Origin of the sequence: Methanococcoides alaskense (assembly GCF_027594145.1) — an archaeon.
Lineage (GTDB): Archaea > Halobacteriota > Methanosarcinia > Methanosarcinales > Methanosarcinaceae > Methanococcoides > Methanococcoides alaskense.
Genome location: NZ_JAQFFK010000003.1, coordinates 603,583 through 626,190, shown reverse-complemented (window position 1 = coordinate 626,190; position 22,608 = coordinate 603,583). Strand labels below are relative to the sequence as shown.

The following is a 22,608-nucleotide window of genomic DNA, read 5'->3' as shown; positions in this document are numbered from 1 at the left end:
GGAGAATTTATCATGACGCATGATGCTGCAATTGGAAGGATCATAAAAGCCCGGAATATAAGCGATGCATGGTATCGAGGACTCAATGTCATATGGAACCATGGAAGTGTGATCACGGATGAGCGTGGGAGCCAGATACGTGAATTCATGAACCTTATGGTGGTTATCGAGGACCCATACAGTAATGAGATACCTGAGGATAGCGCCTGGAACCATGAGAGGCTGGAAGAATATGCAAAACAGCTTATTACAGGCGAAAATGTACAGGATTTCGAATACACCTACGGTCAACGGCTCAGGAACTGGGATGGTAAGGTCGACCAGATAGAGTATGTCATCGAGAAACTGACAAACAACAAGACAACACGCAGGGCTACTGCCGTCACATGGGTACCAACGATCGATACCGAAGTGGATGAAGTGCCATGCATGATAGTTGATGATTTTAAAATACGGGATGAAAAAGTACATCTTACAACATTGTTCAGGAGCCATGATTTTGCCGGAGCATATCCTGCAAACCTGTATGGGCTTTCAAAACTGCTCGAATATGTTGCAGATGAAGTAGGACTTGCTCCAGGAACGATAACGACCATGAGTGTTTCCGCACATATATACGACCATGACTGGGACAAGATCGAGAAGATCATTAAAGGGGTGCAGTAAATGAAAGTTACAGTAGGAAGATCAGGAGTACACGGAGAGATATTTGCACCTCCTTCAAAAAGTTACACTCACAGGGCTATCACAGTTGCAGCCCTCTCAAAAGAATCCATTATACACAGACCTTTGATCTCAGCAGACACCCAATCAACGATAAAGGCCTGTGAGATGTTAGGTGCATACATCGAAAAGGATGGAGATAAATTATTGATAAGCGGTGTTGATGGAGAACCACAAACTCCTGACAACGTTATCGATGTTGGCAATTCCGGAACAACGCTTCGTTTTATGACAGCCGTTTCTGCCCTTGGCCAGGGAACTACCGTTCTTACAGGAGATAATTCCATAAGATCAAGGCCTAATGGACCGCTTCTCAATGTATTGAACGACCTTGGAGTTCAGTCCATATCAACACGAGGGAACGGGTGTGCACCTATTGTGGTGACCGGAGGATTAAAAGGTGCTATCGCAAAGATAGACGGCTCCATAAGTTCTCAGTTCATATCCGCACTTCTGCTTGCATGTCCACTAACAAAGAACAGTACAACGCTTTCAATAAAGGGAGAACTGAAATCCAGGCCTTATATCGATGTCACATTGGATATTCTGGAGAAAGCTGGTGTTGAGATATATCTGGAAGATAATCAGAACCTTAAGTTCATAATACCTGGTAGCCAGAAGTACAGGCTCAAGGAATATACCGTACCAGGAGACTTTTCCTCGGCATCATATCTTCTTGCAGCAGCTGCAATGACAGATACGAAGATCAAGGTCAATAATCTGTACCCATCCATGCAGGGAGATGTTGCCATCATAGATATCCTAAAGGAAATGGGTGCCAATGTCTACTGGAACAAAGAAGAAGGAACAGTAGAGGTGAATGGTGGTAAACTTCACGGCATCACAATGGATGCCGGCGCAACACCTGACCTCGTACCTACAGTCGCAGTCCTCGGTGCAGTTGCAGAAGGTGAGACTGTCATTACAAATGCCGAACACGTCAGATACAAGGAAACCGACAGGCTCCATGCAATGGCTGTAGAGCTCAATAAAATGGGAATCTCCACAAGTGAGGAAAAGGACAAGCTCACCATCAAAGGAGGAGAGCTTAAAGGTGCAGATGTCCATGGCTGGCACGACCACCGCATAGTGATGTCACTGACACTTGCCGGAATGATCGCAGGTGATACGACCATCGATACTGCGGAAGCTATCTTTATCTCATATCCGAACTTCTTCGATTCAATGCGTTCCATCGGAGCGGATGTGATCCTAAGCGAACAGTGACGAAGAAGATATATTATCTTTAGGTCAGCTTACCATGATATACGATGTAGTGGTTGTCGGCGCAGGACCAACTGGCTCTACAGCAGCGCGTTACGCAGCAATGGCCGGTGCGAAGGTGCTCATTATCGAAGAGCATGCTTCCATCGGGTCTCCTGTGGAATGCACAGGATTACTGAGCACACGTGCTGTTTCGGAGTGTGATGTACGTCCCGAAGATGATTTCGTATTGAACAGTGTTCGCGGGGCTTTTGTACACTCACCTGACGGAACCTGTCTACCCATTGATGGAAAACGGACAAAGGCCTATGTCGTTTCCAGAAAGATATTTGACCGTCATCTTGTCTCGCTTGCAGTTGATACCGGAGCAGAGCTCATGCTTAAGGGCAGGGTCACAGGGATACAACAAAAGGACGGGATACAACTTCTTTCGGTCATCCACATGGGAAAGATGATAACCGTCAGATCGAAGATCATCATCGGTGCAGATGGTGTCAAGAGCAACGTTGCCAGATATACAGGGCTTGGAAAGGTTGACAGGATCCTTTCAGGAGTACAGACAGAAGCCCTTTACAACTCAAATGACACTGATTTTGTGGAACTGTTCGTTGGTTCACAGGCACCCGGATTCTTTGCCTGGACAGTACCTGTCAATGAAAGGATATCAAGGATAGGACTGGCAGTAGAGCCAGGAAATGAACACAATGCAATAAACTACCTGAGGAACATTGTGAACAAGAACGAACGTCTTGCAGGCAACTGCACCAGCAGCATGCTAGACCTTGTTGTCGGAGGGATACCGATCGGTCCGCTCAAGAGGACATATTCGGATGGCGTGCTCATTGCAGGCGATGCAGCCGGACAGGTCAAACCGACATCTGGAGGCGGTATTTATACCGGTGCTGTTTGTGCAAAGATAGCTGGACAGGTTGCAGCTGAAGCTGTCAGTGAGGAGAACCTTTCGGCAAACAGACTGAAAGAATATGAAAGCAGATGGAAAGCAGCTCTTGGTCGTGAACTTAGAACAGGAATGAGGATACACGATTTTATGGGCGGGCTGACCGACAAAGAACTGGATGACCTTATCGGTTCAATGAACAATAATGCGATCCTCGAACTTATCACAAAATATGGAGATATGGACCATCCGTCCATACTTATCAAAAAGCTACTGAACCCTATGAACTCACGTCATTTGATAGGGGTTTTCAGAGCGTTTGCAAAAGCTGTTCTGTGAAAGGATCAATAGATACTTACGCCTTTTACGCCAGGAAGCTGTAAGATCTCATTTACAAGGTCACCCGGCACTTTAGAATCCGTGATTATGGTCAACATCGCTTTGCTGTTGAAATATGGGTCATCGGATACCGCTTGCCTGATACTGATGTTGTGGTTAGATATCACCTGTGATACGCTGAACAGGATACCAACGTTCGCGGCATCATCAGGAGTTATTATTATCACACCAAGACCGAGAGCTGGAGCTACATCACGAAGGAAAGGTATGGACGTGACGTTCTGGAAGATATTCCTTAATAGTTCATCCGAAAGTATGGTTTCAGTAGTTGCATCTACGACCCTGCGATCAACACCTGCTTCTTTTGCAAGCTGAGTATGAGGGATCTCTATCGAGCCTGATGTTACCTTACCATCGCCATTTACCTGAAAACCACGTTCGAAGAGTAACTTTATTACCTTCTGCTGGGCAGGGTGTTTTTCGAACTTCTTGAGTACTGTGCTCCACATGATTACCATCTTGTTCCCCAAATTATAAAGATTTAAGCTCTAATCCATACTAAAAAAGAACTAAATAAATAAATATTCCGTTCATGGGTCCTGACACAAAAAATCAGATCAATACCAGCCCTTTGAACAAAAAGATCTTTCCGATTATTTTAAAAAGAAAAAGGTAATATTTGTTGCCTCAAATAGATATAATGTATGCATTTCTTGAACAGGTCTCAATGTATGCACTTTTTTGAACAGGAATCAGTGCCTGTAGCTTGATATTACATCATTGACCATTTCATGGGTGCTTTCATGTATATGAAGGCTCATTTTCCCTTCAAGCGCCTCAATTGCTTGTGTCAGTTCTTTAACAGATTCATCTATTGACATAGGAGTTTGATCACAATCCCCTCCAAAACATTTCATGATCTTGAAAAACTTAAATATATCAGGAGCATCCAGATTGTTTTCTTTTACAAGCACATGATCTGAAAATATATCCCTTGTTGGCCCCTCTGCCACTATAGACCTGTTCAAGACGTAGACCCTGTCTGCCAGCTCAGAGAGAGCATTGATATCGTGCATTGCTATTACAGTGGTGATACCATGGTTCTTGTTCAGGTCATTGATCACTCTTATTAGATCTGCCCTGCTTTTAGGATCAAGGTTCGCTGTAGGCTCATCGAGTACCAGGACCCTTGGCTCCATGGAAAGAACTGCTGCAAGAGCCGCCTTTTTCTTCTGGCCAAAGCTCATGTGATGAGGTACTTTGTCCTCGAATCCTTCAAGACCGACGGTTGCAAGTGCTTTTTTTACCCTTCTGTCAACCTCTTCTTCACTAAGTCCCATGTTAAGGGGTCCGAATGCAATATCATCATAGACCGTAGACATGAACAACTGGTCATCAGGTTCAGCAAAGACAACTCCGACCTCCCTGATCCTGTCTTCGGTCTTCATGCTCCCGATATTGTTGCCAAATATTTTCACATTGTCCTGCTCAGCGCGGATGACACCATTAAGATGAAGGAAAAGAGTGGTCTTCCCGGCCCCATTTGGCCCCATTATGACGATCTTTTCACCCTGTTCGATCTCAATATTTACATTATCCAGTGCTTTTGTACCATCAGGATAAGAATAGTTCAGATCTGTTATACTTATAGCCGTTTTCATGATAAGGACATCCCATATATTATAAATATCAAAACAGTACCAATTAAGATCGCTGCCAATCCGTAATCTGCAGTCTGCATTTTAAATTTAACAATTGTCCTGGACTCTCCGGTGTAACCTTTTGAGGCCATAGAATGATAGACCCTTTCAGCTCTTTCATAGCTCCTGACAAGGATCATGCCAACTAGATTGCCTATGATGGAAAGGGAATGCTTGTTTGCTTTTACCTTAAACCCTTTGGCTTTCATTGATGTCCACATGCTAAAGAATTCATCAATAAAAACAAAAATGTACCTATAAGAGAACATCAGCGTCTGGACAAAAGGAGAAGGTACCTTAAGTGAATGAAGTGACTTCATCGTAGTATCCATTTTCGTTGTCCCAAGCATGATCAGTGTAAGCATGATCGATGTTGCTGCCCTTATAACTACAAGGCTGCCATAATAAAGACCATCATAACTGATACTAATTCCGTTATAGGAATAAAGGACATTTCCATCTAATGCAAAAGGCATTACTATCAGAAATGGCATAACAAAGATCAATCCTGGTTTCATCCTATCAAAGATAAATCCAAAAGGAATTCTTGATACAAGTAAAATGAAGGATGAAAAAAGCAGGCTTACAAATGCGATCCTTATATCTTCTATAAAAACAAAAGAAAAAATAAGAATGGTAAAAGTAATTATTTTTGCCCTTGGGTCAAATCGATGAATAAGAGAATCAAGTTCTGCATATTTATCAATCTCGGGGTATTTCATTTCAATTACTCCACCAATTAATTATTTCCTTTCTTTGCAGTATAGACCATTGCAATTCCTGCAAGTCCCATAAGGTATCCAAATCCGGTGAAGATCCTCATGAAAAGAGGAAGTTCAGCTGGCTTGTTGTTGCCACCTGTGACACTTACTATAGCATCACCTTTGTGACCAAACTGGTCAACGACCACATGGTATTGTATAACACCTTCAACCGGTGCAAAACTTAAGAAACCATCTTCATCAGTCTCTCCTTCATAAAGGAGCTCTTCGGTATCTGCATTAAGTATCTGGTACTCTGCCAACCCCATTGGTGCATCGCCTTCATAGAAAGCCTTTACAATGATCTCATCGCCACTGAACTGCTCTACGAAACACCTATGTGCAGATGCAGTTGGTATAAGTGACATACACAGAATTAATAATATTGTTATAGTAAAAATTTTGGTGGATCTCATTTTTTGTCCTCCTTGTTAAGTGGAAGAAGTTCTGGCTTTACCTTTGCAAGGTAAGCTACTACTGATGCTGTTACTATTGTTTCAATTACCATTATGAGCATGTGTGGGATCACTACAAGCTTTGCCATCATTTCGAATTGCTCTCCTGCTGTAATAAGTGTTATAGCCAGGAAGACCGTGGTCAGAAGTATTGCAAGACCTCCACAAATACCGCCAATAGCAGGCTTTGAAAGTCCCATACCCGAACCTTTCCTGAATACTGCATAACAGATCAAAGCAGGTGCACCCACATTGAAACTGTTTATTCCTATCGTGGTTATGCCCCCGTGCTGGAACAACAATGCCTGAAGTACCAGACCAATGAACATTGCAGGATATGCAAGTGCGCCAAGGACAACACCCAGCAATCCATTCAGGATAAGATGTACACTTGTAGGTGGTACGTTTATGTGAATAAGTGAAGCAACAAAAAAAGCTGCTGTGAATACGGATAGTTTGGGGATCTGTTCTGCAATGCTGCCCTGTTTTTGAGCCATCTTGAAAGCAAATGCAATAAAAATTATTGAAACGATCCAGCCAAACGCTATAACAGCTGGAGATAGTACCCCGTCTGAAATATGCATTATACATCACTCCTTAAAAATAAAATAAAATGAAAGGGGATTTTGAATCCCCCTTTCAATATTAGTTACTTATTTCCTTCTAAAAAGACAGATTGCACCAAGGATACCTGCAATTGCAATTGGGAATCCAAATCCTGGTACGCTGTTACCTTCAGCTTCTGTTGAGACTTCGAGAGGTTCTGATGCCACTGCTTCAGGTGCTGTTGCTGGATAAAGAGCAGCTTCAAGTTTCTCGGACTTTTTCTGGAGCTGTTTTGCTTCATACTCTACCTTGTGCACAGTGTCGTGTGTTGCACTTGCATGTGTAAGATATGGTTCTTCTAGATCGAGAATTGCGTGAACAGCTTCATCGTGGCTCATAAGCTCGTCCATAATCTCCTGTGCACGTTCACCGATCTCACCGATCTTGGCCTTCACAGCAGCTTCATTTGCATCTGGTTCTGCAGCAAGTGGCTTGAGTTCATCAATGTCCTCAAGGATCGCTTCTGCTGCCTGTTCTACAGTATGGGATGAAAGGTGTACTTCCTCACCATAGTCTCTCCACTGCTGGTCAAGAGCTTCATCATCAGCAATGTACTCTGTCTCGTCGTGGATGGTATGGGAAAGCTCCACCATTTCATTTGCAAGCTCTTCCATAGCTGTTACGTATGTTCCAGCATCGCCTTCAAGTACTACAGCTTCTGCAAAACCAAGGTTTTCCTCTACTTCTGCAGCGTGGCTCTTGATGTGATTTGCAATTGAACCTGCCTCTGTAACAGCTTCTTTGATAGCTGTTGCATACTGCTGCTTTGATTCAGGTGCATCGGAAAGGATCTTCTGAAGGTCAGCGTCCTTGCTATCGATAAGCTCAATTGCTTCATCAGCATATTCGTTTATCTCACCAAGGGCAATCATGATCTCGTCTTCGTTTGCTTCCGGATCAGCTGCGAGTACTTTAAGCTCATCAGCGTGTTCCTTGATGTGCTCTCCTATCTGCTCGATCTCATGGGAGGAAAGGTGTACAGATTCTCCTGCAGCCCTTAGATCATCATCAAGAGCTTCATCATCCGCTATGAACTCAGTCTGATCGTGGATAGTCACGGATATCTCTACAAGTTCCTCTGCATGCTCAATGACCTCATTGATAGCCATATTCTCATCCCCGTGAGCGGATGCAGGCAATACGCTTGCTACCATTAGGACAAGTGCTATTATTGCAATTCCAAATATTTTATTAAAATTCATATATTCCCACCTATTTTTTAACTCAAACATCCTGATATTTCAAACATCATAACATTTATACTATGTTTTGTGTTACAGGCTATAAAATAGAATCATATATATATGTTACCGTTTGGCAACATTTGTATACATATTGGGTAATAATTGTTAATTGAAGCCACCCCATATCAAATTTGCAATGACAAATAAACAGTAACAGCGTAAACTTTAAAAAAATAAATAAAAATAGAGGGGTATATCACATCTGAATAACCGCCGGGAAACAGTGTAAACTTTCGAAGAATAAACTAAGTGATGCGGCACAGCCCAGGCGGCTTGAAAAAGAAAGACATTTTAAGGATAAAGTATTACAGGTGTTAAATCAAAAAGAAAACTCAATTAGATATGATGTTTTTTACAGACAGGTTCCTATTCAAAAAAACGGACTGTTCTTAAACCGTTTTGTCACCAAGAAATATAAAGGACCTGTGATGCCTTAAACTACAAAGTTTCACAGTCGTACACATTCAAGGAGGTATTTTATGAAATTATACAAAACTTATGAAGATCTTCCAAAGATCAAGCTCCCAAAGGGACAGGAAGTAAGCATAAGTGATAGTACCCTACGTGATGGAGCTCAGATGCCTGGTATTGTATTAAAGGCAGATCACAAAGTAAAGATCTATGAGTATCTTCACAACATCGGAATTGAAAAACTTGAGACATTTGTGTATAATGACCGTGACAGAAACGCCATTAGCATGATGTTGGACAGGGGTTATGAGTTCCCGGAGGTCACCGGTTGGGCAAGGGCTGCCATCAGCGACATTGATCTGGTACTGGATATCGGTGCTATCGAAGAGACGGGAATATTGATGTCCGTCTCAGATGTACACATTTTTGACAAAATGGGACTGCCAAGCAGGGAAGCTGCCGAGGAAAAATACCTTGATGCATTACAATATGCGGTAGACCACGGGCTTAGGACACGTGCACATATTGAAGATATGACACGTGCGGATAACACTAATTTTGTCTATCCAATGATCAAGAAGATCCTTGAGATCGATCCAAAATGCACCATCCGTCTTTGTGACACCATTGGATTCGGAGTTCCATTTGTAGATGTGGAAGAACCATTCGGCATACCCGAGATGGTCAGACATGTCAAGGAAGAACTAAAAGCTGTCAATATCGAAACCCATTGTCACGATGATTTCGGTCTTGCTGTAGCAAATTCCATTGCTGGATACTGGCACGGTGCCAACTGGTCAAATGTGACTTTCCTCGGCATCGGCGAACGTGCAGGTAATGCTGAATTGGAAAAGTTGTTGCTATTCCTTGGAAGGAGGATAGAAGGCTTTGATAAGTACAATCTCGAATCCCTTTTCGAATTTGCTAAATTCATGCAAAGTGAGATAGGCATAAGGATACCAAGGAACAAATCCGTTGTAGGGAACAATGTCTTTGCACACGAATCCGGCATCCACACAGCAGGCGTCATCAAGAACCCATTCACCTATGAACCCTATCCACCGGAAGTCGTTGGAGGAAAGAGGGCTTTCCTTATAGGCGATTCATCAGGCATTGAGGTTCTGCGTTTCAAGGTAGAGGATACACTTCATGACCTGCTGGACGTTAATATCAGTGTCGAAAAGAACGATCCACGCCTCAGGGCTATACAAACGGATATACAGGACCTTTACAACAATGAGAAACGTGTATCATGTATTTCCGATGAAGAGATACAGGCATACGTTGAAAAATACTTCCTCTTCGAGCCTATCGTTGAGAAAAGCATGGCAAGAAAGACTCTCTGAAAGCTTGTCCGCTAATATGCGGATAAGCAACATTCTTTTTTTAAAATTCGATGATCATCAAAGCGATATTATATCCCGGCAATAGCTTTAGCTCTATAGATCATCCCCTACCAAAGTATATAGTCACCGATAATTGAACAGGCTTTTATAGATAGAAATACAAAATTACTGTTGTTCTTTAATTAGTGAGTTCGGGACCTAGGGGAGTAAGAGCATGTTATTTGGAGAATATCAACTAACGATCTATACAATAATTGCATTGTTCGTTCTTCTTACAGTATTAAGCTACATTCTCCGGAAAACCACCATATTAACCCGGGACAAAATGATAAAACAGATCATACTTTCCGTAGCCACTCTTCTTGGAATTGTTCTGATATTACTCACATTGCCAATAACAGATAATTCAAAACAAACCCTTTTGAGCTTTTTAGGAATACTACTCGGTGCTACCATTGCACTGTCGTCGACAACATTTGTTGCAAACGGCATGTCAGGTATGATGTTGAACCTTATAAGACCATTCAAAACAGGTGACTATATAAGAATAGGAGACGAATTTGGGAAAGTCTCGAACATATCCATGCTTCACACACAAATACAGTCCATTGACCGTGATCTGATAAACATCCCAAACCTGAAACTCGTCTCAAATCCACTGGTCACAATAAGCACATCGGGAACAATTATTTCTGCCACCGTTTCATTGGGATACGACACACCATGGAAACATATCGAAAAGGATCTGATAAGAGCAGCAGAAAGAACAGAACTTGAAAGTCCATTTGTACATGTCACAGAACTAAATGATCATGCTGTAACATACAAAGTAGGAGGCCTTCTTCGGGACATATCAGGATTGATCACAAAAAGATCAGATCTTAAAAAAGCAGTTATTGATGCCCTTCATGAAGATGATATTGAGATCGTTTCACCCACCTTCATGAACCAGAGAGTGTATGATAAAAATGCTGTATTCATACCATCCTGCCCGGCATGCGATACGAAGGAAAATGTACCTGCACCTTCTGATGAGTATGTGCCGAAAATGTCAACTGAAGATATAATATTTGACAAAGCCATAGGTGCAGAGCTTATCAAGAAGATAGATATGACCATGGAAAGTCTTGATAATAAAATTGCAGAATTCAGATCTCTTTTCAGTACGACCCCAAATGCTGATATTTTCACATCAGAACAAGAAGAGATAGGATCCATCGAGAACCAAAAGGCAGAACTGGGAAACTCGTTCAAGACCATGAAAGAAACTTTTGAAAAAGAAGATGATAAAACCCCTGATGCTATAAAACTTAAAACGCTTCAGTATGTCGATTCAAGATTAGAAGAGATGGACAATGGGATGGAAAAACTTCTTGAGAAATTGAAAGAAAATATTGACTAAATAAAACTATCTCATTTGGTTAACGGAGAGCGAACAATTAAAAGAAGGTGCATAAGGCGTTAAGCCTTATGCGAAAAAGTCCCATTCTCGCCAGAGCCGGACTTACGTATAATTTTTAATTTACAACTTTGAGATGATAGCGTCAGTCATCTCGCGGAGAGCTGTATTTCCACCAAGGTCATAGGTGAGAGATTTACATCGCCAATGCCTCTTCTGTTGCTTTGAAGATAGCTGCGGACTTATCGGATTTTCCGAGGTAATCAAGCATCTTGCGACATATTCGCATGTTATCTAATGGGTATAATTATCACATGCTATATATAACATATGATGAGGAAATTACATAACATATATTGAAATTGGAAAAAACCATCTTCTTCCATTCATAACATCAATTGACTTGCTAGCTCAAGCTTATCTCTATTCCTAAAGTCAACCAACAATATCCATTTTATGGATTAGTACATTCCATTATTATTCGCAGATTCTTCAGGAATTTGTTGTATGCTGTCCCAGTGCTCAACTATCTTGCCATCACAATCAAATCTGAAAAAATCCATTGTAACATATTCTTCGTTGCCGGGCCATATTTGATGTGTATGCAAAGCAACCAAATTGTCCTCTGCTACAGCCCTCACAAATTTAATACTTTTCTCAGGATATTCTACCTGTATTTTATCAAAGTATTTAATAAATTCTTTTAAATTCATGCCAATAACTTGATTGAAAAAGAAAAGTAGGCCAATCATTGATCATAAATTAATAATTAGCTATCCCTTTTTAAAAGATGTCCCATTTTCAATTGTTTACAATTGAGATAATCATTATTAAACGCATTAGGCATTACTTCAATGGGCACCCGTTCCACCACATTTAATCCATATCCTTCAAGGCCCATTATCTTTGTTGGATTGTTGGTCATCAGACGCATTTTTCGAACTCCCAGATCTGCAATAATCTGGGCTCCGACACCATAATCCCTCATATCGGCATCAAATCCCAACTCAAGATTGGCATCAACCGTGTCGTATCCCCGGCGCTGGAGTTCGTAGGCCTTGAGTTTATTGACCAAGCCAATCCCTCGGCCTTCCTGTCTGAGATAAATAATAACACCACTTCCCTCTTCCTCCACCATGGCCATGGCTTTATGGAGTTGATCGTCACAATCACATCTCATGGAGCCGAAGATATCTCCTGTCATACATTCTGAATGAACCCTTACGAGGATTTCGTTTTCAGGATCGATTTCACCTTTAACCATTGCGATGTGGGTAAGGTTATCCAGATTATTTTCATAGGCGATCATTCGAAACTCACCGCCATATTTCGTGGGAATAACGGTTTCAGCTGCTTTTCTGACAAAAGATTCTGTCTTCAACCGATACTTCACAAGATCTGCCACTGTACAGATACCTATGCCATGTTTTTCGCTGAATTTTTCCAGGGAGGGCATTCGGGCCATGGTACCGTCATCATCCATTATCTCACAGATGACACCGGCAGGCTTGCATCCGGCAAGATGCGCCAAATCCACAGAGCCTTCTGTCTGGCCGACACGAACCATGACACCATTGTCCCTGGCCCTCAGGGGGAAAATGTGGCCAGGCCGAACAAGATCGTCCGCAGTTGCACCATCGGCAATGGCTGCCTGAATGGTGGTGGCCCTGTCTGCAGCAGAAATACCGGTGGTCACTCCAACCTTGGCCTCAATTGAAACGGTAAATCCGGTTCCATAGGAAGATGTATTATTCTCCACCATCATGGGAAGGGCCAACCGGTCAGCCGTTTCACCGGTCATGGAAAGGCAGATCAGACCACGACCATACTTGGCCATAAAATTAACAGCTTCAGGAGTCACCGCCTCTGCTGCCATGGTCAAATCCCCTTCATTCTCTCGATCTTCATCATCCACAAGAATGACCATAAGCCCGGCCTTGATGTCCTTTATGGCCTGTTCAATGGTTATTTTAGACATATTCGAACTCACTCCTTATATTAATCCTGTTAAATCATTATCACTGTCACAGCCTTTATAATAAGTCAGATGGCGATTTTTTGAGCAAATACCAGTCCAGCTTATAAGCTACTGCAATTACTCATGTCCTTCTAGAGCCATCATAGCTTGCATAACTTCTTGCGTCGTTTTCTCACGGCTGTAATCAGCAGAGCGCAGTTGTTCACCAAGCTTTTTGCCTGCCTGTTCAGCTGCAAGCATTACTTTTTCATCTTTTGTAGCATCAGGAATATTTTCTGGAGTGATCGGTGCGTCAGGTCCATATACACGATAGTGTCCTCCTACTTTGCAGTTTTCACCGTGGCCGCAATAGTGGCAGCCGAGAGAACCTATTCCTTCAACAGTATCTATAACTTTGATCAAGTTGGCTATGCACATTGTATTTAGAATCTCAGCAGGTGGTGCAGGATTAAAACCTCCAAGACTTACAGTAACTGCAAGCTTTCCCCAGAGGACATCATTTTCACGGTGCGTGAATTGCCACCATCTTTCAATGAAAGAATGCATCAATGCGTTCAATGTACCGTAGTAGTTTACACCACTCAAAACATACGCATCAGCTTCAACAATTTTGTCACGCATGGTTTTCATGTCATCATTTACTTTACATACATTATCTTCAACACATGCCAGACATGCAATACAGCCATTTATTTTTTTACCGTGCAGTGAAATAAGTTCATAGTCACATCCTGTGCTCTCTAAAACTTTTTGTACCACTTTAATAGAACCTGAACGTGATTCTGGCCTTGGACTTCCTGATATACCTAGTATTTTCATATTTTAAATTCCTCCATTAGTTTCTATCTATTTCCATGAATGATCGTAATTAATAATTTGTGTGCATAGATATATACGTGTGTGTTATAATTATGTACCAAATTACACGTCAGTGCATTTTTCTAACGCTAGGGTCTACATATATACAACACATCATCTTTTGGCGACAACTCAGGAAATTAGAATACGTTAACAACTGGGTACCAAAAACCAGTGAAGAAGATATTTCAAGATTAATTACAGGAGGATGTAACAAATGACAAAACAAATTCGGTTCTCAATGAATTCAAGAATCAATGTGCTGGAGATTTTATTGAGGGATCTTTAGATAATAACTTAATTATTATCAAACATGAATCAAATGAGTGTACGATGTGGGAACATTGTGAACCTATTTACATTGATTATTTTGACAGTTTATCTGGTTATGCTAAAAAGGGAGAGCTATCAGATACAAATATTTCAAGTCTAAGGGACAAGTTTGACAAAATGAAGGAACTTGCATCGGAATCTAAGCAATGTTCCAATTGCTTGCAACATGCTGAAACATGTTTTGAAACTCAGATTGAGATGTTGCAAAAAATGAATTTTTACCAACCCGATAGCAACGAGCAAATACAAGTTAGAGATCTTCCTGAAGAACAGATCTCCATTTTGATCGGGGATCCATTGAGTAGCGCTGTAAGAGTCCAGATTCTAAAAGCATTGTATGATGAAGGCAAATCATTTACTACACTTTCAAAACTTACAAAACTTTGTGGTGGAAATCTTCTGTTCCATCTGGATAAATTGCAAAGCAAAGGATTGATACGCCAACGTGAAGAGCGAGGTGAATATCAAATCGTTTTGCAGGGCCATAATCTTCTCAATTCACTAATAGATATTGTAAAAATACAAGGTATTGATAAAAGTAAGCAGGATTGAAAATCAAAATTCACCAAAGGGTAATGTTAAAAAATTTAAAAAAAGAAAAACAGGAATAATCGATCACTGGACCTTTGCCTGAATCTCTTTTGCGAATTCCCTTGCTTTCTGCACATGTGCTTCATCAGGCTGTCCCTTACCAGGAGCCACCATAGCAGCAAAACCCCTCATCTCTGGATCTTCGGAATTTTCGAGCATCTCTTTAACAGGCTGTGCAAGTTCTCCCTGACATTCGAATGTACCAAGGAAATTTCCGCTAGCTGTGAGATCCTCGATGGAGCCAGTCCATGAGTGTATGGCTTCAAATCCTTCAGGAACAGCATGAGTCATGAAGAATGCCATGTTCTTACCAGCTGCGTTCTCTGAAATAAAATTTGTAACCTTCTTTGGAATGTTAAATTCCATTACTGGAGAACCTACAAATACAAGGTCATAGCCTTCTAAATTGTTTACGTCCTTGATCTCTTTGATTTCCTTTTCACCAGCTATTTCTCCATAAATAGCTTCTGCGATCTTTTTTGTATTTCCTGTCTGTGAAAAATATGTTACTAATGTTTTCATGTAATCACTCCTTAGCTAATATGAAAATTAGATAGTATGGATATATATAGATAAAGGTTAACAAAATGTACAAATGTTGAATTAGTGCATAATAATATACTACATTATAGAGCTATTACAAACTTTATAATTAACTAAAAAATAATAATTATTATATTGTTAATGATCTTCAGACAACATAATTGCGTACTTACCAAACTCGTTCAATGATATGAATATCTGCTGTTTCTCCCCACTGGGCAACTCGATACTGCCTGAATAAAACGATTCAGCTTTATCTTTGAAGCCATCAGATGTATTCCGCACAATATTCGTAGCCTGATTCAAAAGGTCTAACAGGTTTGGGATATTGATATCATCAGCCTGCATGTAGCCATTAGATTAGTTGTAATGTACCTAAAGATTCCCTTCTCCCATTCAGGATTAACTTGTAAGATATCAAAAAGGATACCATCTTCAACCGCTTGTTTTGAAGTGTAACTAAATACAACTTCACCAAACATATCATTCATACAAACATCTCTCGATGGATTGCTACAACAAACGTAGATCTGTCAGGTGCAATTACAATAAAGCCACCATCATTAGATATCGTTCCTGCAATGACACCTATACGATTAGCATCAGACAAGACTCCTGCTTCTTCAAGTGTCAGTACTTCATAGGATAGGATTTCCCCGGCCGAAACCGGGGCTTCCTTTTGTTTCCACAATAAAATTAAATAGAATCGATAATCCCATTCAAAGTCGCACTAGGTCTCATGGCCTGGGATTTCAACTCCTCATCTGGAGCGTAGTGTCCTTTGAGATCCATAGCTTTGCCCTGAGCTTCTAACAACTCATTGGCAATCTTCTCTTCATTTTCCATCAGGGCTTTAGCTACAGGTTCAAAGATCGCTTTTAATTCGCTATCTTTCTCCTGATCAGCCAGAGCCTGAGCCCAATACATTGCCAGATAAAAATGAGATCCTCTGTTATCGATCTCATTCACTTTTCGGGAAGGTGATCTTCCGTTTTCCAGAACCAGCTCTGTCGCTTTATCCAATGTTTCTGCTAAAACCAGAGCTTTAGGATTATCAAAATTGTTGCCCAGATGCTCCAGAGAAACAGCTAAGGCCAGGAATTCACCAAGGGAGTCCCAACGCAGGTGACCTTCCGATTCAAATTGCTGTACGTGTTTGGGTGCCGAACCGCCGGCACCTGTCTCGAAAAGTCCACCGCCATTCATTAGGGGAACGATTGATAGCATTTTCGCACTGGTTCCCACTTCCAAAATGGGAAAGAGGTCTGTCAGATAATCTCTCAAAGCATTTCCAGTCACAGAGATCGTATCTTTACCCTCTTTAATTATCTCCAATGAAAACTTGGTCGCTTCAATGGGACCTTTGATCAATAGTTCCAGGCCATCAGTCTCATGATCTTTCAAGTATTTGTTCACTTTTTTAATGAGCTGTGAATCGTGAGCTCTTTTCTCATCGAGCCAGAAGACTGCAGGATTGCCTGTCGCTTTGGCTCGTTTAACGGCCAGCTTGATCCAGTCCTGAACGGGTGCGTCTTTCACCTGACACATGCGGAAGATATCTCCTTCCTCTACCGGCTGTTCAATGAGTACATTATTGTTGTCATCGATAACTTGAACTTTTCCTGTACCAGTCATCTCAAAGGTCTTGTCATGTGAGCCATATTCTTCAGCTTTTTGCGCCATAAGCCCCACATTGGAAACGCTTCCCATTTTTGATGGATCAAAGGCACCGTGTTTTTGACAGAACTCAATAGTTTCCTGATACACTCCCGAATAAGAGCGGTCTGGAATTATGGCTTTCATATCTTTCAGTTTCCCGTCTGGTCCCCACATGCCGCCTGATGAGCGGATTGCTGCAGGCATGGAAGCGTCGACGATAACATCGCTGGGAGCATGGAGATTGGTAATTCCTTTATCGGAGTTAACCATAGCCAATGCCGGTCTCTTGGCATACACAGCTTCTATATCTGCTTTGATCTCAGCCTGTTTGTCTTCAGGCAGATTCTGGATTTTTGTATAGAGATCTCCCAGTCCGTGGTTGGGATTTACACCCAATTCTGAAAGCAGATCACCATATTTATCAAATATCTCTTTAAAGAAGACCTTAACCACATGACCGAAGATAATAGGGTCGGAAACTTTCATCATTGTCGCTTTCAAATGAACGGAGAATAAGACATCTTTAGCTTTGGCATCTTCTATCTGTTCAGCCAGAAATGCCTGAAGCGCTTTTTTATTCATAACAGCTGCATCAATGATTTCTCCGGTCTGAAGAGGGGCTTTGTCTTTTAATAGTGTTTTATTACCAGCGTCATCTGTAAAGAAAATTCTGAAATTGGTAGCATCTTCAATTTCAACAGATTTCTCACTGCCGTAAAAATCTCCGCCTGTCATGCTGGCTACATGGGATTTGGAATCAGACTTCCATTCTCCCATGGAATGGGGATGTTTTTTCGCATAATTTTTTACAGCTTTAGGAGCTCTGCGGTCAGAATTCCCTTCTCTCAATACAGGGTTAACAGCACTGCCCTTGGCAATATCGAATTTCGCTTTGATCGCCTTTTCTTCATCATTAGAAGGATCTTCGGGATAATCGGGCAGATCATATCCCTGAGCCTGGAGTTCTGCGACTGTCGCTTTGATCTGGGGAACTGAAGCGCTGATATTGGGTAGTTTGATAATGTTGGCTTCCGGAGTTAAGACCATCTCTCCCAATTCGGAAAGGGTATCGGAAATCTTCTGGTCCTCTGTCAGTCTTTCAGGAAACTGGGCAATGATTCTTCCCGCCAGGGAGATATCCCTCGTTTCCATACTGATTCCGGCGTTTTTCACATAAGCCTGTACAATAGGCAGGAGCGAACTGGTTGATAAAGCCGGAGCTTCATCGGTTTTCGTATAAATGATTGTCGGTTTTTGTGCCATGTTAATCCTTTTCTCTGTAAATTAATAACATTTTATCGAAGCGAGGCGCTTTATTCTATATAAAGAGACCCCATCCCTTTTTACCCAGGAATTCGTCATTTTGCACAATGATATCTCCGCGGCTCATTGTCATCTCCGGCCAACCTGTTATTTTCTGGTTTTTATAGGGTGTCCATTGAGCTTTTTCATGAACTTTTAATGCAGTAATAAAATTCAAAGGACCATAGCCAAACCAATTGCACGTTTCTTGATTGATACCAAATGCAGAGAGATAATGAGTATTTTTCTTGAAATATGAATAATATTTTTGAATTATATCGTTCAACTCATCGAATTCCATGAATTGGTCTATGCACTCAATGCAATATGCTTTTTCATAGTTTTCTAAAAGTTTGGCATGTACTATACATTCCCCAATATCGTTACCCTTCGATTCAAAATATGGAACTTGAATAGTATTTTGAGTTAGAATATATTTGTTATTTTCTTCATTTAAGAAGTCATTTATATCTACAAAGCCATCTTCACTTACACCTACTGGTGATCGTTCATCAGTGGCAAATTACTCACTACTTAAGTAGGGGTTTGAACCTAATGGTGGGCGTGGATGTTTTGGCATTCCATGGATTGCACGCAAAAGGTCATCTAATTTCTGATCAAATTCATCTAATTTTTTGAAAGAAATATATTTTTTTGTCTTGAGATACGCTGGAGCCGAACTCTTAAACTTACCGGATTTTAATATAGGTATGTATTTTATATCTTTAAAATGTTCATCGATTTCTCCTGTAATTATTGCATTTTCATAACCCACTCCACCGGTCCTATCATTTGCTTTTTTTGCATAATTAGGAGTAAGGACAAGGACCACATAATCAGAATTTGTGATAGATGATTCCATAAAATGATGTAAGTCACCACCCTCAGGCACCCATCGGTCTAAATTTGCATCAACCCCATTTTCACGAAGTTTATTAGCTAGAGATAGAACCCAATCCCGATGTTCCTCATCATCCCATGAGTAGCTGATAAAACAACTTGGTGCAGCTGTTGATTCTTCGATAATACTCTCATTAAATACTAGTTTTTTATCATCAATTGTTATGTTACATTCTACCAAACTATCAATTAAATTAGGATACCATTCTGAAACATTTTCACTATAGTAATTAAAAGGATCTTCTTTCGTCTCTATAATTTGATCATCAAACAGAATAGCAGTTAGCAACCCCAGATAGTTGCTATGTGGGACATTTCCCATAAAGTTTGCAAAAGAATAATTTTTGCCTTGCAGAAATTCACGGTTTTCGTTAGTATGGAAAGAGCGATTGGTAGGCGTATCTAAATCAAATAAACCAGAATATGACTCAAGAGGATAATCAATTTCATACTTTTTCAAAAGTTCTATGAATTTTATGGGTGAATGAACATGAAGGAACAGCCTTTCAATATTAATCCAGAATTTATCATCAAAATTGTGAGTCATGCAGAGGAACTAACAGTCGTTAAAAATATAAATTTATCGATGAATAGTTAAAGGTATGTAATGATCTTGATGGATGGAAAACGATTAGTGTGCGAGGAGTATGAGTGGTTCAATTAAAGCTCCTCGTATAGATGGAGGGGATATATACGAAATGAAAAATGGCAACGCTTTTGTAGTTACAATACCGAACCATGTCGTAATAATTTATGGTTATATAAACCTTAAACAAAAATCAATTTGCTAAAGTGGTTAACGGAATTTTCTTCATCCAGTTCATTAAAAGCAAGTATTTTATTTTTATTCACACTTGAAGAATCAGGATTAATCTCTACTGCTTTATCAAAAGCTTCTGCTGCTTCCTCGTATTGACCCAATTTCGCGTGACTAATTCCCTTATTATTCCAAGCTTCAAAACTTTGTGGATTGATTTCCAGCGCTTTGTCGAAAGCTTTTATTGCTTCTGAATGATTGCCCAATTGATTGAAACTTGATCCTTTATTAACCCAAGATTCAAAATTCATTGGATCATATTTTAATGCGTTTTCAAAAGCATTTATTCCCTCTGAATAATTACCAAAGTGTACAAAACTCACCCCTTTACTGTACCAAACATGGGAATCTTGTGGGCTAATTTCAATTGCTTCATCGTATGTCTTTAAAGCTTCTTCATATCGGCCTAATTTGTCAAGACTTAATCCTTTGTTAACCAAAGCATCAAAGTAATCTGAATCAATTTTTAGTGCTTCTTCACAAGCTTTTAATGATGCATTATATTGACCTAAATAAAAAAGTGCAATTCCTTTGTTTCTCCAAGCTTCTTTGTAATTTGGGTTAATTTTTAGTGCTTTTTCATGATCATCCAATGCACCTTCATAATCTCCTAAATTTCCAAGTGCCAGACCTTTATTCGTCCATGCAATTGGATAATTTGAGTCGATTTCTAATGATTTATCAAAGGATTTTATTGCTTCCTCGTATTGACCCAATTTAGCGTGATCAATGCCTTTATTGTTCCAAGCTTCAAAACTTTGTGGGTTTGCTTTTAGCGCATTTTCATGAGCATTTAGTGATGCTTCATAATCACCTAGACTTGCAAATGCTAAACCTTTGTTATCCCATGCAGCTGAGTGATTTGGACTTATTTCAATTGCTTTATCATAGGATTCTATTGCTTTTATATGGTTTTCTAAATAAAAATAAACAATTCCTTTACTGTACCAAGCATCTGCTTCCCGTGAGTTAATTTCAATTGCTTTATCATAAGCTTTTAATGCTTCTTCATATCTGTCCAAATAGAAGAGACTTGCACCTTTGTTGCACCAAGCGACTGAATCTTGTAAATTTTTATCTAATACTTTGTTAAAGTAGTATAGTGCCTCCTCATAGTCATTCTCAAAGAAAAAGCAATTTCCAATATACAGTAATATTAAGTCATTTTCTTCATAATTCTTGACAGATTTAAACTTATCAATAGCAAAAGCGTATTCAGATCTATCATAGTATTCAAATGCAAAAATCACATTTACTGTTGATGATACGTTTTCTTTTAAGGATTCAACAATTGTTAATGCATCCGTATCATAACGTGAAAATACAATGCTTTCACTCATTTTTCCGTCATTAGCTAAGCTATTTTGTCTCACTTTTGAATCAAAATTTATTGGCAGTACATTGAATTCGATTTCAACAATGTCCCCGATTTTGTTTTTATTCACTCCATAAATAACGAGATGAGATGCAACCTTTTTTCCTCTAGTTATCGCATCAGATTCACTAGATGGGGGCTCATCCAAAATAATAGCTTCAATCCTACCAGTAGAATCAATTTCAATTAACCGTCTAATATCTTCTGCAGTATCGGAATCTATTTCGCCATCGTTTGAATTTCCCAAATAAAGAGGGAAAATCGCAACTACAAATTTATCTTCAGGAGGCTCAGGGAAAAAGTGACTATTAAAGTAAGAAAAACCGAATGCAGAAATAATAAATATAATCAAAACAAATAAAATTGTATAATTTATTTTCTTACGATTGTTGTCTTTATAGAGGTTTACTCCCTTCAATTTTTCATGTAATTTTTTTTCATTAACATGATATATTATCAAGGACAAAAAAACTAGTATTACAGCTACAATTTGGAAATTCGAAGGTACTATGGAAAATATAGTAATCAATGCAGCCAAAATTGAAATAATTTCTTTCCATAAGTTCAACTTAAAAACCCCGTTTAAACCAACATACTTTGATAGATATTATGCAGCATAAATAAGTATTCCTCTACAGTTAGTAGCTATTTCTACAAAGATAACATTTCCCTACATCTTTAATTTTTCCTTCACATGTGTATTCAAACTAAAAGGCTATCTGCTTCATATAATGCAAAGTGCCTTTTGAGAATCCCATCTTCTTCCATTCAGTATAAAACATATTTTAGTTATCATACGTTGCCTATCCCATGGATATCAGGCAATAGGAGAACGATAAGCACAAGAGATGTACATGAGAAACAGGATAGGACAGTAAGGGCAAGACCACACGCAATAAGAATGTAATAAATACTAAAAAAATCAAGAATTTATCTTATTAATAGCAGGGGAGATGCATATAAGAATCAATCTTTAATGGAGGCTTACCTCTTTGCATCTTTCTAAGATTAAGCTCTCTACCTTGTTTATACATACCTGATTCTATGATACGACATCTATGCTTTAGTTTCTTTTCTTTTGAAAAGTGAAGGAAGGAAATATAAGAGATCTACTGATATTATCAGATAAAACTGACAGTAGATCGA

General features: G+C 39.9%; 22 protein-coding genes. 6 read left to right on the top strand and 16 right to left on the bottom strand.

Features of this window, described 5'->3' with window-relative positions:
• The first annotated feature begins 12 nt into the window (after window positions 1–12).
• Genes PBV53_RS06950 through PBV53_RS06940 form a run of 3 tightly spaced genes read left to right on the top strand, consistent with a single transcriptional unit; the run spans window position 13 to window position 3,184 of the window.
• A complete protein-coding gene (locus tag PBV53_RS06950; RefSeq protein ID WP_270096420.1) occupies window positions 13–666 on the top strand; it encodes a thymidylate synthase in 654 nt (217 codons plus the stop codon).
• A complete protein-coding gene (gene aroA / locus PBV53_RS06945; RefSeq protein ID WP_270096419.1) occupies window positions 667–1,950 on the top strand; it encodes a 3-phosphoshikimate 1-carboxyvinyltransferase in 1,284 nt (427 codons plus the stop codon). It begins immediately after the preceding gene.
• Between the two features lie 34 nt (window positions 1,951–1,984).
• A complete protein-coding gene (locus tag PBV53_RS06940; protein WP_270096418.1) occupies window positions 1,985–3,184 on the top strand; it encodes a geranylgeranyl reductase family protein in 1,200 nt (399 codons plus the stop codon).
• 5 nt (window positions 3,185–3,189) lie between these two features.
• On the opposite strand, the gene trpY is transcribed toward PBV53_RS06940, so the two are convergent.
• From trpY to PBV53_RS06910, 6 genes are all read right to left on the bottom strand, one after another.
• Window positions 3,190–3,693 carry a TrpY family transcription regulator gene (trpY, locus tag PBV53_RS06935; protein WP_270096678.1) on the bottom strand — a complete coding sequence of 168 codons (504 nt, stop codon included), beginning with the start codon at window positions 3,691–3,693 and terminating at the stop codon, window positions 3,190–3,192.
• Window positions 3,694–3,936: 243 nt separating this feature from the next.
• Window positions 3,937–4,845, bottom strand: a complete 909-nt coding sequence (locus PBV53_RS06930) for an energy-coupling factor ABC transporter ATP-binding protein (RefSeq protein ID WP_270096417.1) — start codon at window positions 4,843–4,845, stop codon at window positions 3,937–3,939.
• Window positions 4,842–5,606 carry a cobalt ECF transporter T component CbiQ gene (cbiQ, locus tag PBV53_RS06925; protein ID WP_270096416.1) on the bottom strand — a complete coding sequence of 255 codons (765 nt, stop codon included), beginning with the start codon at window positions 5,604–5,606 and terminating at the stop codon, window positions 4,842–4,844. The genes PBV53_RS06930 and cbiQ overlap by 4 nt, the downstream gene beginning before the upstream one ends.
• 17 nt (window positions 5,607–5,623) lie before the next feature.
• On the bottom strand, window positions 5,624–6,013 hold the full coding sequence (locus tag PBV53_RS06920) for a hypothetical protein (RefSeq protein WP_270096415.1): 390 nt from the start codon (window positions 6,011–6,013) through the stop codon (window positions 5,624–5,626).
• Window positions 6,014–6,057: 44 nt separating this feature from the next.
• Window positions 6,058–6,684, bottom strand: a complete 627-nt coding sequence (cbiM, locus tag PBV53_RS06915; RefSeq protein ID WP_270096414.1) for a cobalt transporter CbiM — start codon at window positions 6,682–6,684, stop codon at window positions 6,058–6,060.
• A gap of 69 nt (window positions 6,685–6,753) precedes the next feature.
• Window positions 6,754–7,908 (bottom strand): PGF-CTERM sorting domain-containing protein, encoded by a 1,155-nt coding sequence (locus tag PBV53_RS06910; RefSeq protein WP_270096413.1) that lies wholly within the window; start codon window positions 7,906–7,908, stop codon window positions 6,754–6,756.
• Between the two features lie 521 nt (window positions 7,909–8,429).
• Here PBV53_RS06910 and PBV53_RS06905 point away from each other — a divergent pair.
• Together PBV53_RS06905 and PBV53_RS06900 are read left to right on the top strand one after the other, a co-directional pair.
• Window positions 8,430–9,707, top strand: a complete 1,278-nt coding sequence (locus PBV53_RS06905; protein ID WP_270096412.1) for a hydroxymethylglutaryl-CoA lyase-like TIM-barrel protein — start codon at window positions 8,430–8,432, stop codon at window positions 9,705–9,707.
• 214 nt (window positions 9,708–9,921) lie between these two features.
• Window positions 9,922–11,109: a mechanosensitive ion channel family protein gene (locus PBV53_RS06900; RefSeq protein WP_270096411.1), complete on the top strand. Its 1,188-nt coding sequence runs from the start codon at window positions 9,922–9,924 to the stop codon at window positions 11,107–11,109.
• A 458-nt stretch (window positions 11,110–11,567) separates the two neighbouring features.
• Here the strand turns inward: PBV53_RS06900 and PBV53_RS06895 are convergent, their stop codons facing one another.
• The 3 genes from PBV53_RS06895 to PBV53_RS06885 all read right to left on the bottom strand — a co-directional run bounded on the left by PBV53_RS06895 (window position 11,568) and on the right by PBV53_RS06885 (window position 13,903).
• Window positions 11,568–11,819 carry a nuclear transport factor 2 family protein gene (locus PBV53_RS06895; RefSeq protein ID WP_270096410.1) on the bottom strand — a complete coding sequence of 84 codons (252 nt, stop codon included), beginning with the start codon at window positions 11,817–11,819 and terminating at the stop codon, window positions 11,568–11,570.
• A 56-nt stretch (window positions 11,820–11,875) separates the two neighbouring features.
• Window positions 11,876–13,084, bottom strand: coding sequence for a bifunctional 3,4-dihydroxy-2-butanone-4-phosphate synthase/GTP cyclohydrolase II (locus tag PBV53_RS06890; protein WP_270096409.1), 1,209 nt, complete (start codon window positions 13,082–13,084; stop codon window positions 11,876–11,878).
• Between the two features lie 117 nt (window positions 13,085–13,201).
• Window positions 13,202–13,903 (bottom strand): flavodoxin family protein, encoded by a 702-nt coding sequence (locus PBV53_RS06885; protein ID WP_270096408.1) that lies wholly within the window; start codon window positions 13,901–13,903, stop codon window positions 13,202–13,204.
• Window positions 13,904–14,275: 372 nt separating this feature from the next.
• Between PBV53_RS06885 and PBV53_RS06880 the strand changes: the two genes are divergently transcribed.
• A complete protein-coding gene (locus PBV53_RS06880; RefSeq protein ID WP_270096407.1) occupies window positions 14,276–14,827 on the top strand; it encodes a winged helix-turn-helix domain-containing protein in 552 nt (183 codons plus the stop codon).
• A gap of 63 nt (window positions 14,828–14,890) precedes the next feature.
• Here PBV53_RS06880 and PBV53_RS06875 read toward each other — a convergent pair whose 3' ends face one another.
• The 7 genes from PBV53_RS06875 to PBV53_RS06845 form a co-directional block, all read right to left on the bottom strand.
• Window positions 14,891–15,388: a flavodoxin family protein gene (locus PBV53_RS06875; RefSeq protein ID WP_270096406.1), complete on the bottom strand. Its 498-nt coding sequence runs from the start codon at window positions 15,386–15,388 to the stop codon at window positions 14,891–14,893.
• A gap of 159 nt (window positions 15,389–15,547) precedes the next feature.
• Window positions 15,548–15,757 (bottom strand): hypothetical protein, encoded by a 210-nt coding sequence (locus PBV53_RS06870; RefSeq protein ID WP_270096405.1) that lies wholly within the window; start codon window positions 15,755–15,757, stop codon window positions 15,548–15,550.
• Window positions 15,758–15,896: 139 nt separating this feature from the next.
• Window positions 15,897–16,100 carry a hypothetical protein gene (locus PBV53_RS06865; RefSeq protein ID WP_270096404.1) on the bottom strand — a complete coding sequence of 68 codons (204 nt, stop codon included), beginning with the start codon at window positions 16,098–16,100 and terminating at the stop codon, window positions 15,897–15,899.
• A gap of 5 nt (window positions 16,101–16,105) precedes the next feature.
• Window positions 16,106–18,331, bottom strand: a complete 2,226-nt coding sequence (locus PBV53_RS06860; protein WP_270096403.1) for an NADP-dependent isocitrate dehydrogenase — start codon at window positions 18,329–18,331, stop codon at window positions 16,106–16,108.
• Window positions 18,332–18,386: 55 nt separating this feature from the next.
• On the bottom strand, window positions 18,387–18,671 hold the full coding sequence (locus PBV53_RS06855) for a hypothetical protein (RefSeq protein ID WP_270096402.1): 285 nt from the start codon (window positions 18,669–18,671) through the stop codon (window positions 18,387–18,389).
• A 222-nt stretch (window positions 18,672–18,893) separates the two neighbouring features.
• A complete protein-coding gene (locus tag PBV53_RS06850; protein ID WP_270096401.1) occupies window positions 18,894–19,817 on the bottom strand; it encodes a toll/interleukin-1 receptor domain-containing protein in 924 nt (307 codons plus the stop codon).
• 221 nt (window positions 19,818–20,038) lie between these two features.
• Window positions 20,039–22,030 (bottom strand): tetratricopeptide repeat protein, encoded by a 1,992-nt coding sequence (locus PBV53_RS06845; RefSeq protein ID WP_270096400.1) that lies wholly within the window; start codon window positions 22,028–22,030, stop codon window positions 20,039–20,041.
• Between the last annotated feature and the right edge of the window lie 578 nt (window positions 22,031–22,608).

What these genes read in the sequence shown, in the direction of transcription:
- PBV53_RS06950 (WP_270096420.1), top strand. Translation starts at nt 13, where the DNA reads ATGACGCATGATGCTGCAATTGGAAGGATCATAAAAGCCCGGAATATA.
- aroA (WP_270096419.1), top strand. Translation starts at nt 667, where the DNA reads ATGAAAGTTACAGTAGGAAGATCAGGAGTACACGGAGAGATATTTGCA.
- PBV53_RS06940 (WP_270096418.1), top strand. Translation starts at nt 1,985, where the DNA reads ATGATATACGATGTAGTGGTTGTCGGCGCAGGACCAACTGGCTCTACA.
- trpY (WP_270096678.1), bottom strand. Translation starts at nt 3,693, where the DNA reads ATGTGGAGCACAGTACTCAAGAAGTTCGAAAAACACCCTGCCCAGCAG.
- PBV53_RS06930 (WP_270096417.1), bottom strand. Translation starts at nt 4,845, where the DNA reads ATGAAAACGGCTATAAGTATAACAGATCTGAACTATTCTTATCCTGAT.
- cbiQ (WP_270096416.1), bottom strand. Translation starts at nt 5,606, where the DNA reads ATGAAATACCCCGAGATTGATAAATATGCAGAACTTGATTCTCTTATT.
- PBV53_RS06920 (WP_270096415.1), bottom strand. Translation starts at nt 6,013, where the DNA reads ATGTCACTTATACCAACTGCATCTGCACATAGGTGTTTCGTAGAGCAG.
- cbiM (WP_270096414.1), bottom strand. Translation starts at nt 6,684, where the DNA reads ATGCATATTTCAGACGGGGTACTATCTCCAGCTGTTATAGCGTTTGGC.
- PBV53_RS06910 (WP_270096413.1), bottom strand. Translation starts at nt 7,908, where the DNA reads ATGAATTTTAATAAAATATTTGGAATTGCAATAATAGCACTTGTCCTA.
- PBV53_RS06905 (WP_270096412.1), top strand. Translation starts at nt 8,430, where the DNA reads ATGAAATTATACAAAACTTATGAAGATCTTCCAAAGATCAAGCTCCCA.
- PBV53_RS06900 (WP_270096411.1), top strand. Translation starts at nt 9,922, where the DNA reads ATGTTATTTGGAGAATATCAACTAACGATCTATACAATAATTGCATTG.
- PBV53_RS06895 (WP_270096410.1), bottom strand. Translation starts at nt 11,819, where the DNA reads ATGAATTTAAAAGAATTTATTAAATACTTTGATAAAATACAGGTAGAA.
- PBV53_RS06890 (WP_270096409.1), bottom strand. Translation starts at nt 13,084, where the DNA reads ATGTCTAAAATAACCATTGAACAGGCCATAAAGGACATCAAGGCCGGG.
- PBV53_RS06885 (WP_270096408.1), bottom strand. Translation starts at nt 13,903, where the DNA reads ATGAAAATACTAGGTATATCAGGAAGTCCAAGGCCAGAATCACGTTCA.
- PBV53_RS06880 (WP_270096407.1), top strand. Translation starts at nt 14,276, where the DNA reads ATGTGGGAACATTGTGAACCTATTTACATTGATTATTTTGACAGTTTA.
- PBV53_RS06875 (WP_270096406.1), bottom strand. Translation starts at nt 15,388, where the DNA reads ATGAAAACATTAGTAACATATTTTTCACAGACAGGAAATACAAAAAAG.
- PBV53_RS06870 (WP_270096405.1), bottom strand. Translation starts at nt 15,757, where the DNA reads ATGCAGGCTGATGATATCAATATCCCAAACCTGTTAGACCTTTTGAAT.
- PBV53_RS06860 (WP_270096403.1), bottom strand. Translation starts at nt 18,331, where the DNA reads ATGGCACAAAAACCGACAATCATTTATACGAAAACCGATGAAGCTCCG.
- PBV53_RS06855 (WP_270096402.1), bottom strand. Translation starts at nt 18,671, where the DNA reads ATGGAATTCGATGAGTTGAACGATATAATTCAAAAATATTATTCATAT.
- PBV53_RS06850 (WP_270096401.1), bottom strand. Translation starts at nt 19,817, where the DNA reads ATGACTCACAATTTTGATGATAAATTCTGGATTAATATTGAAAGGCTG.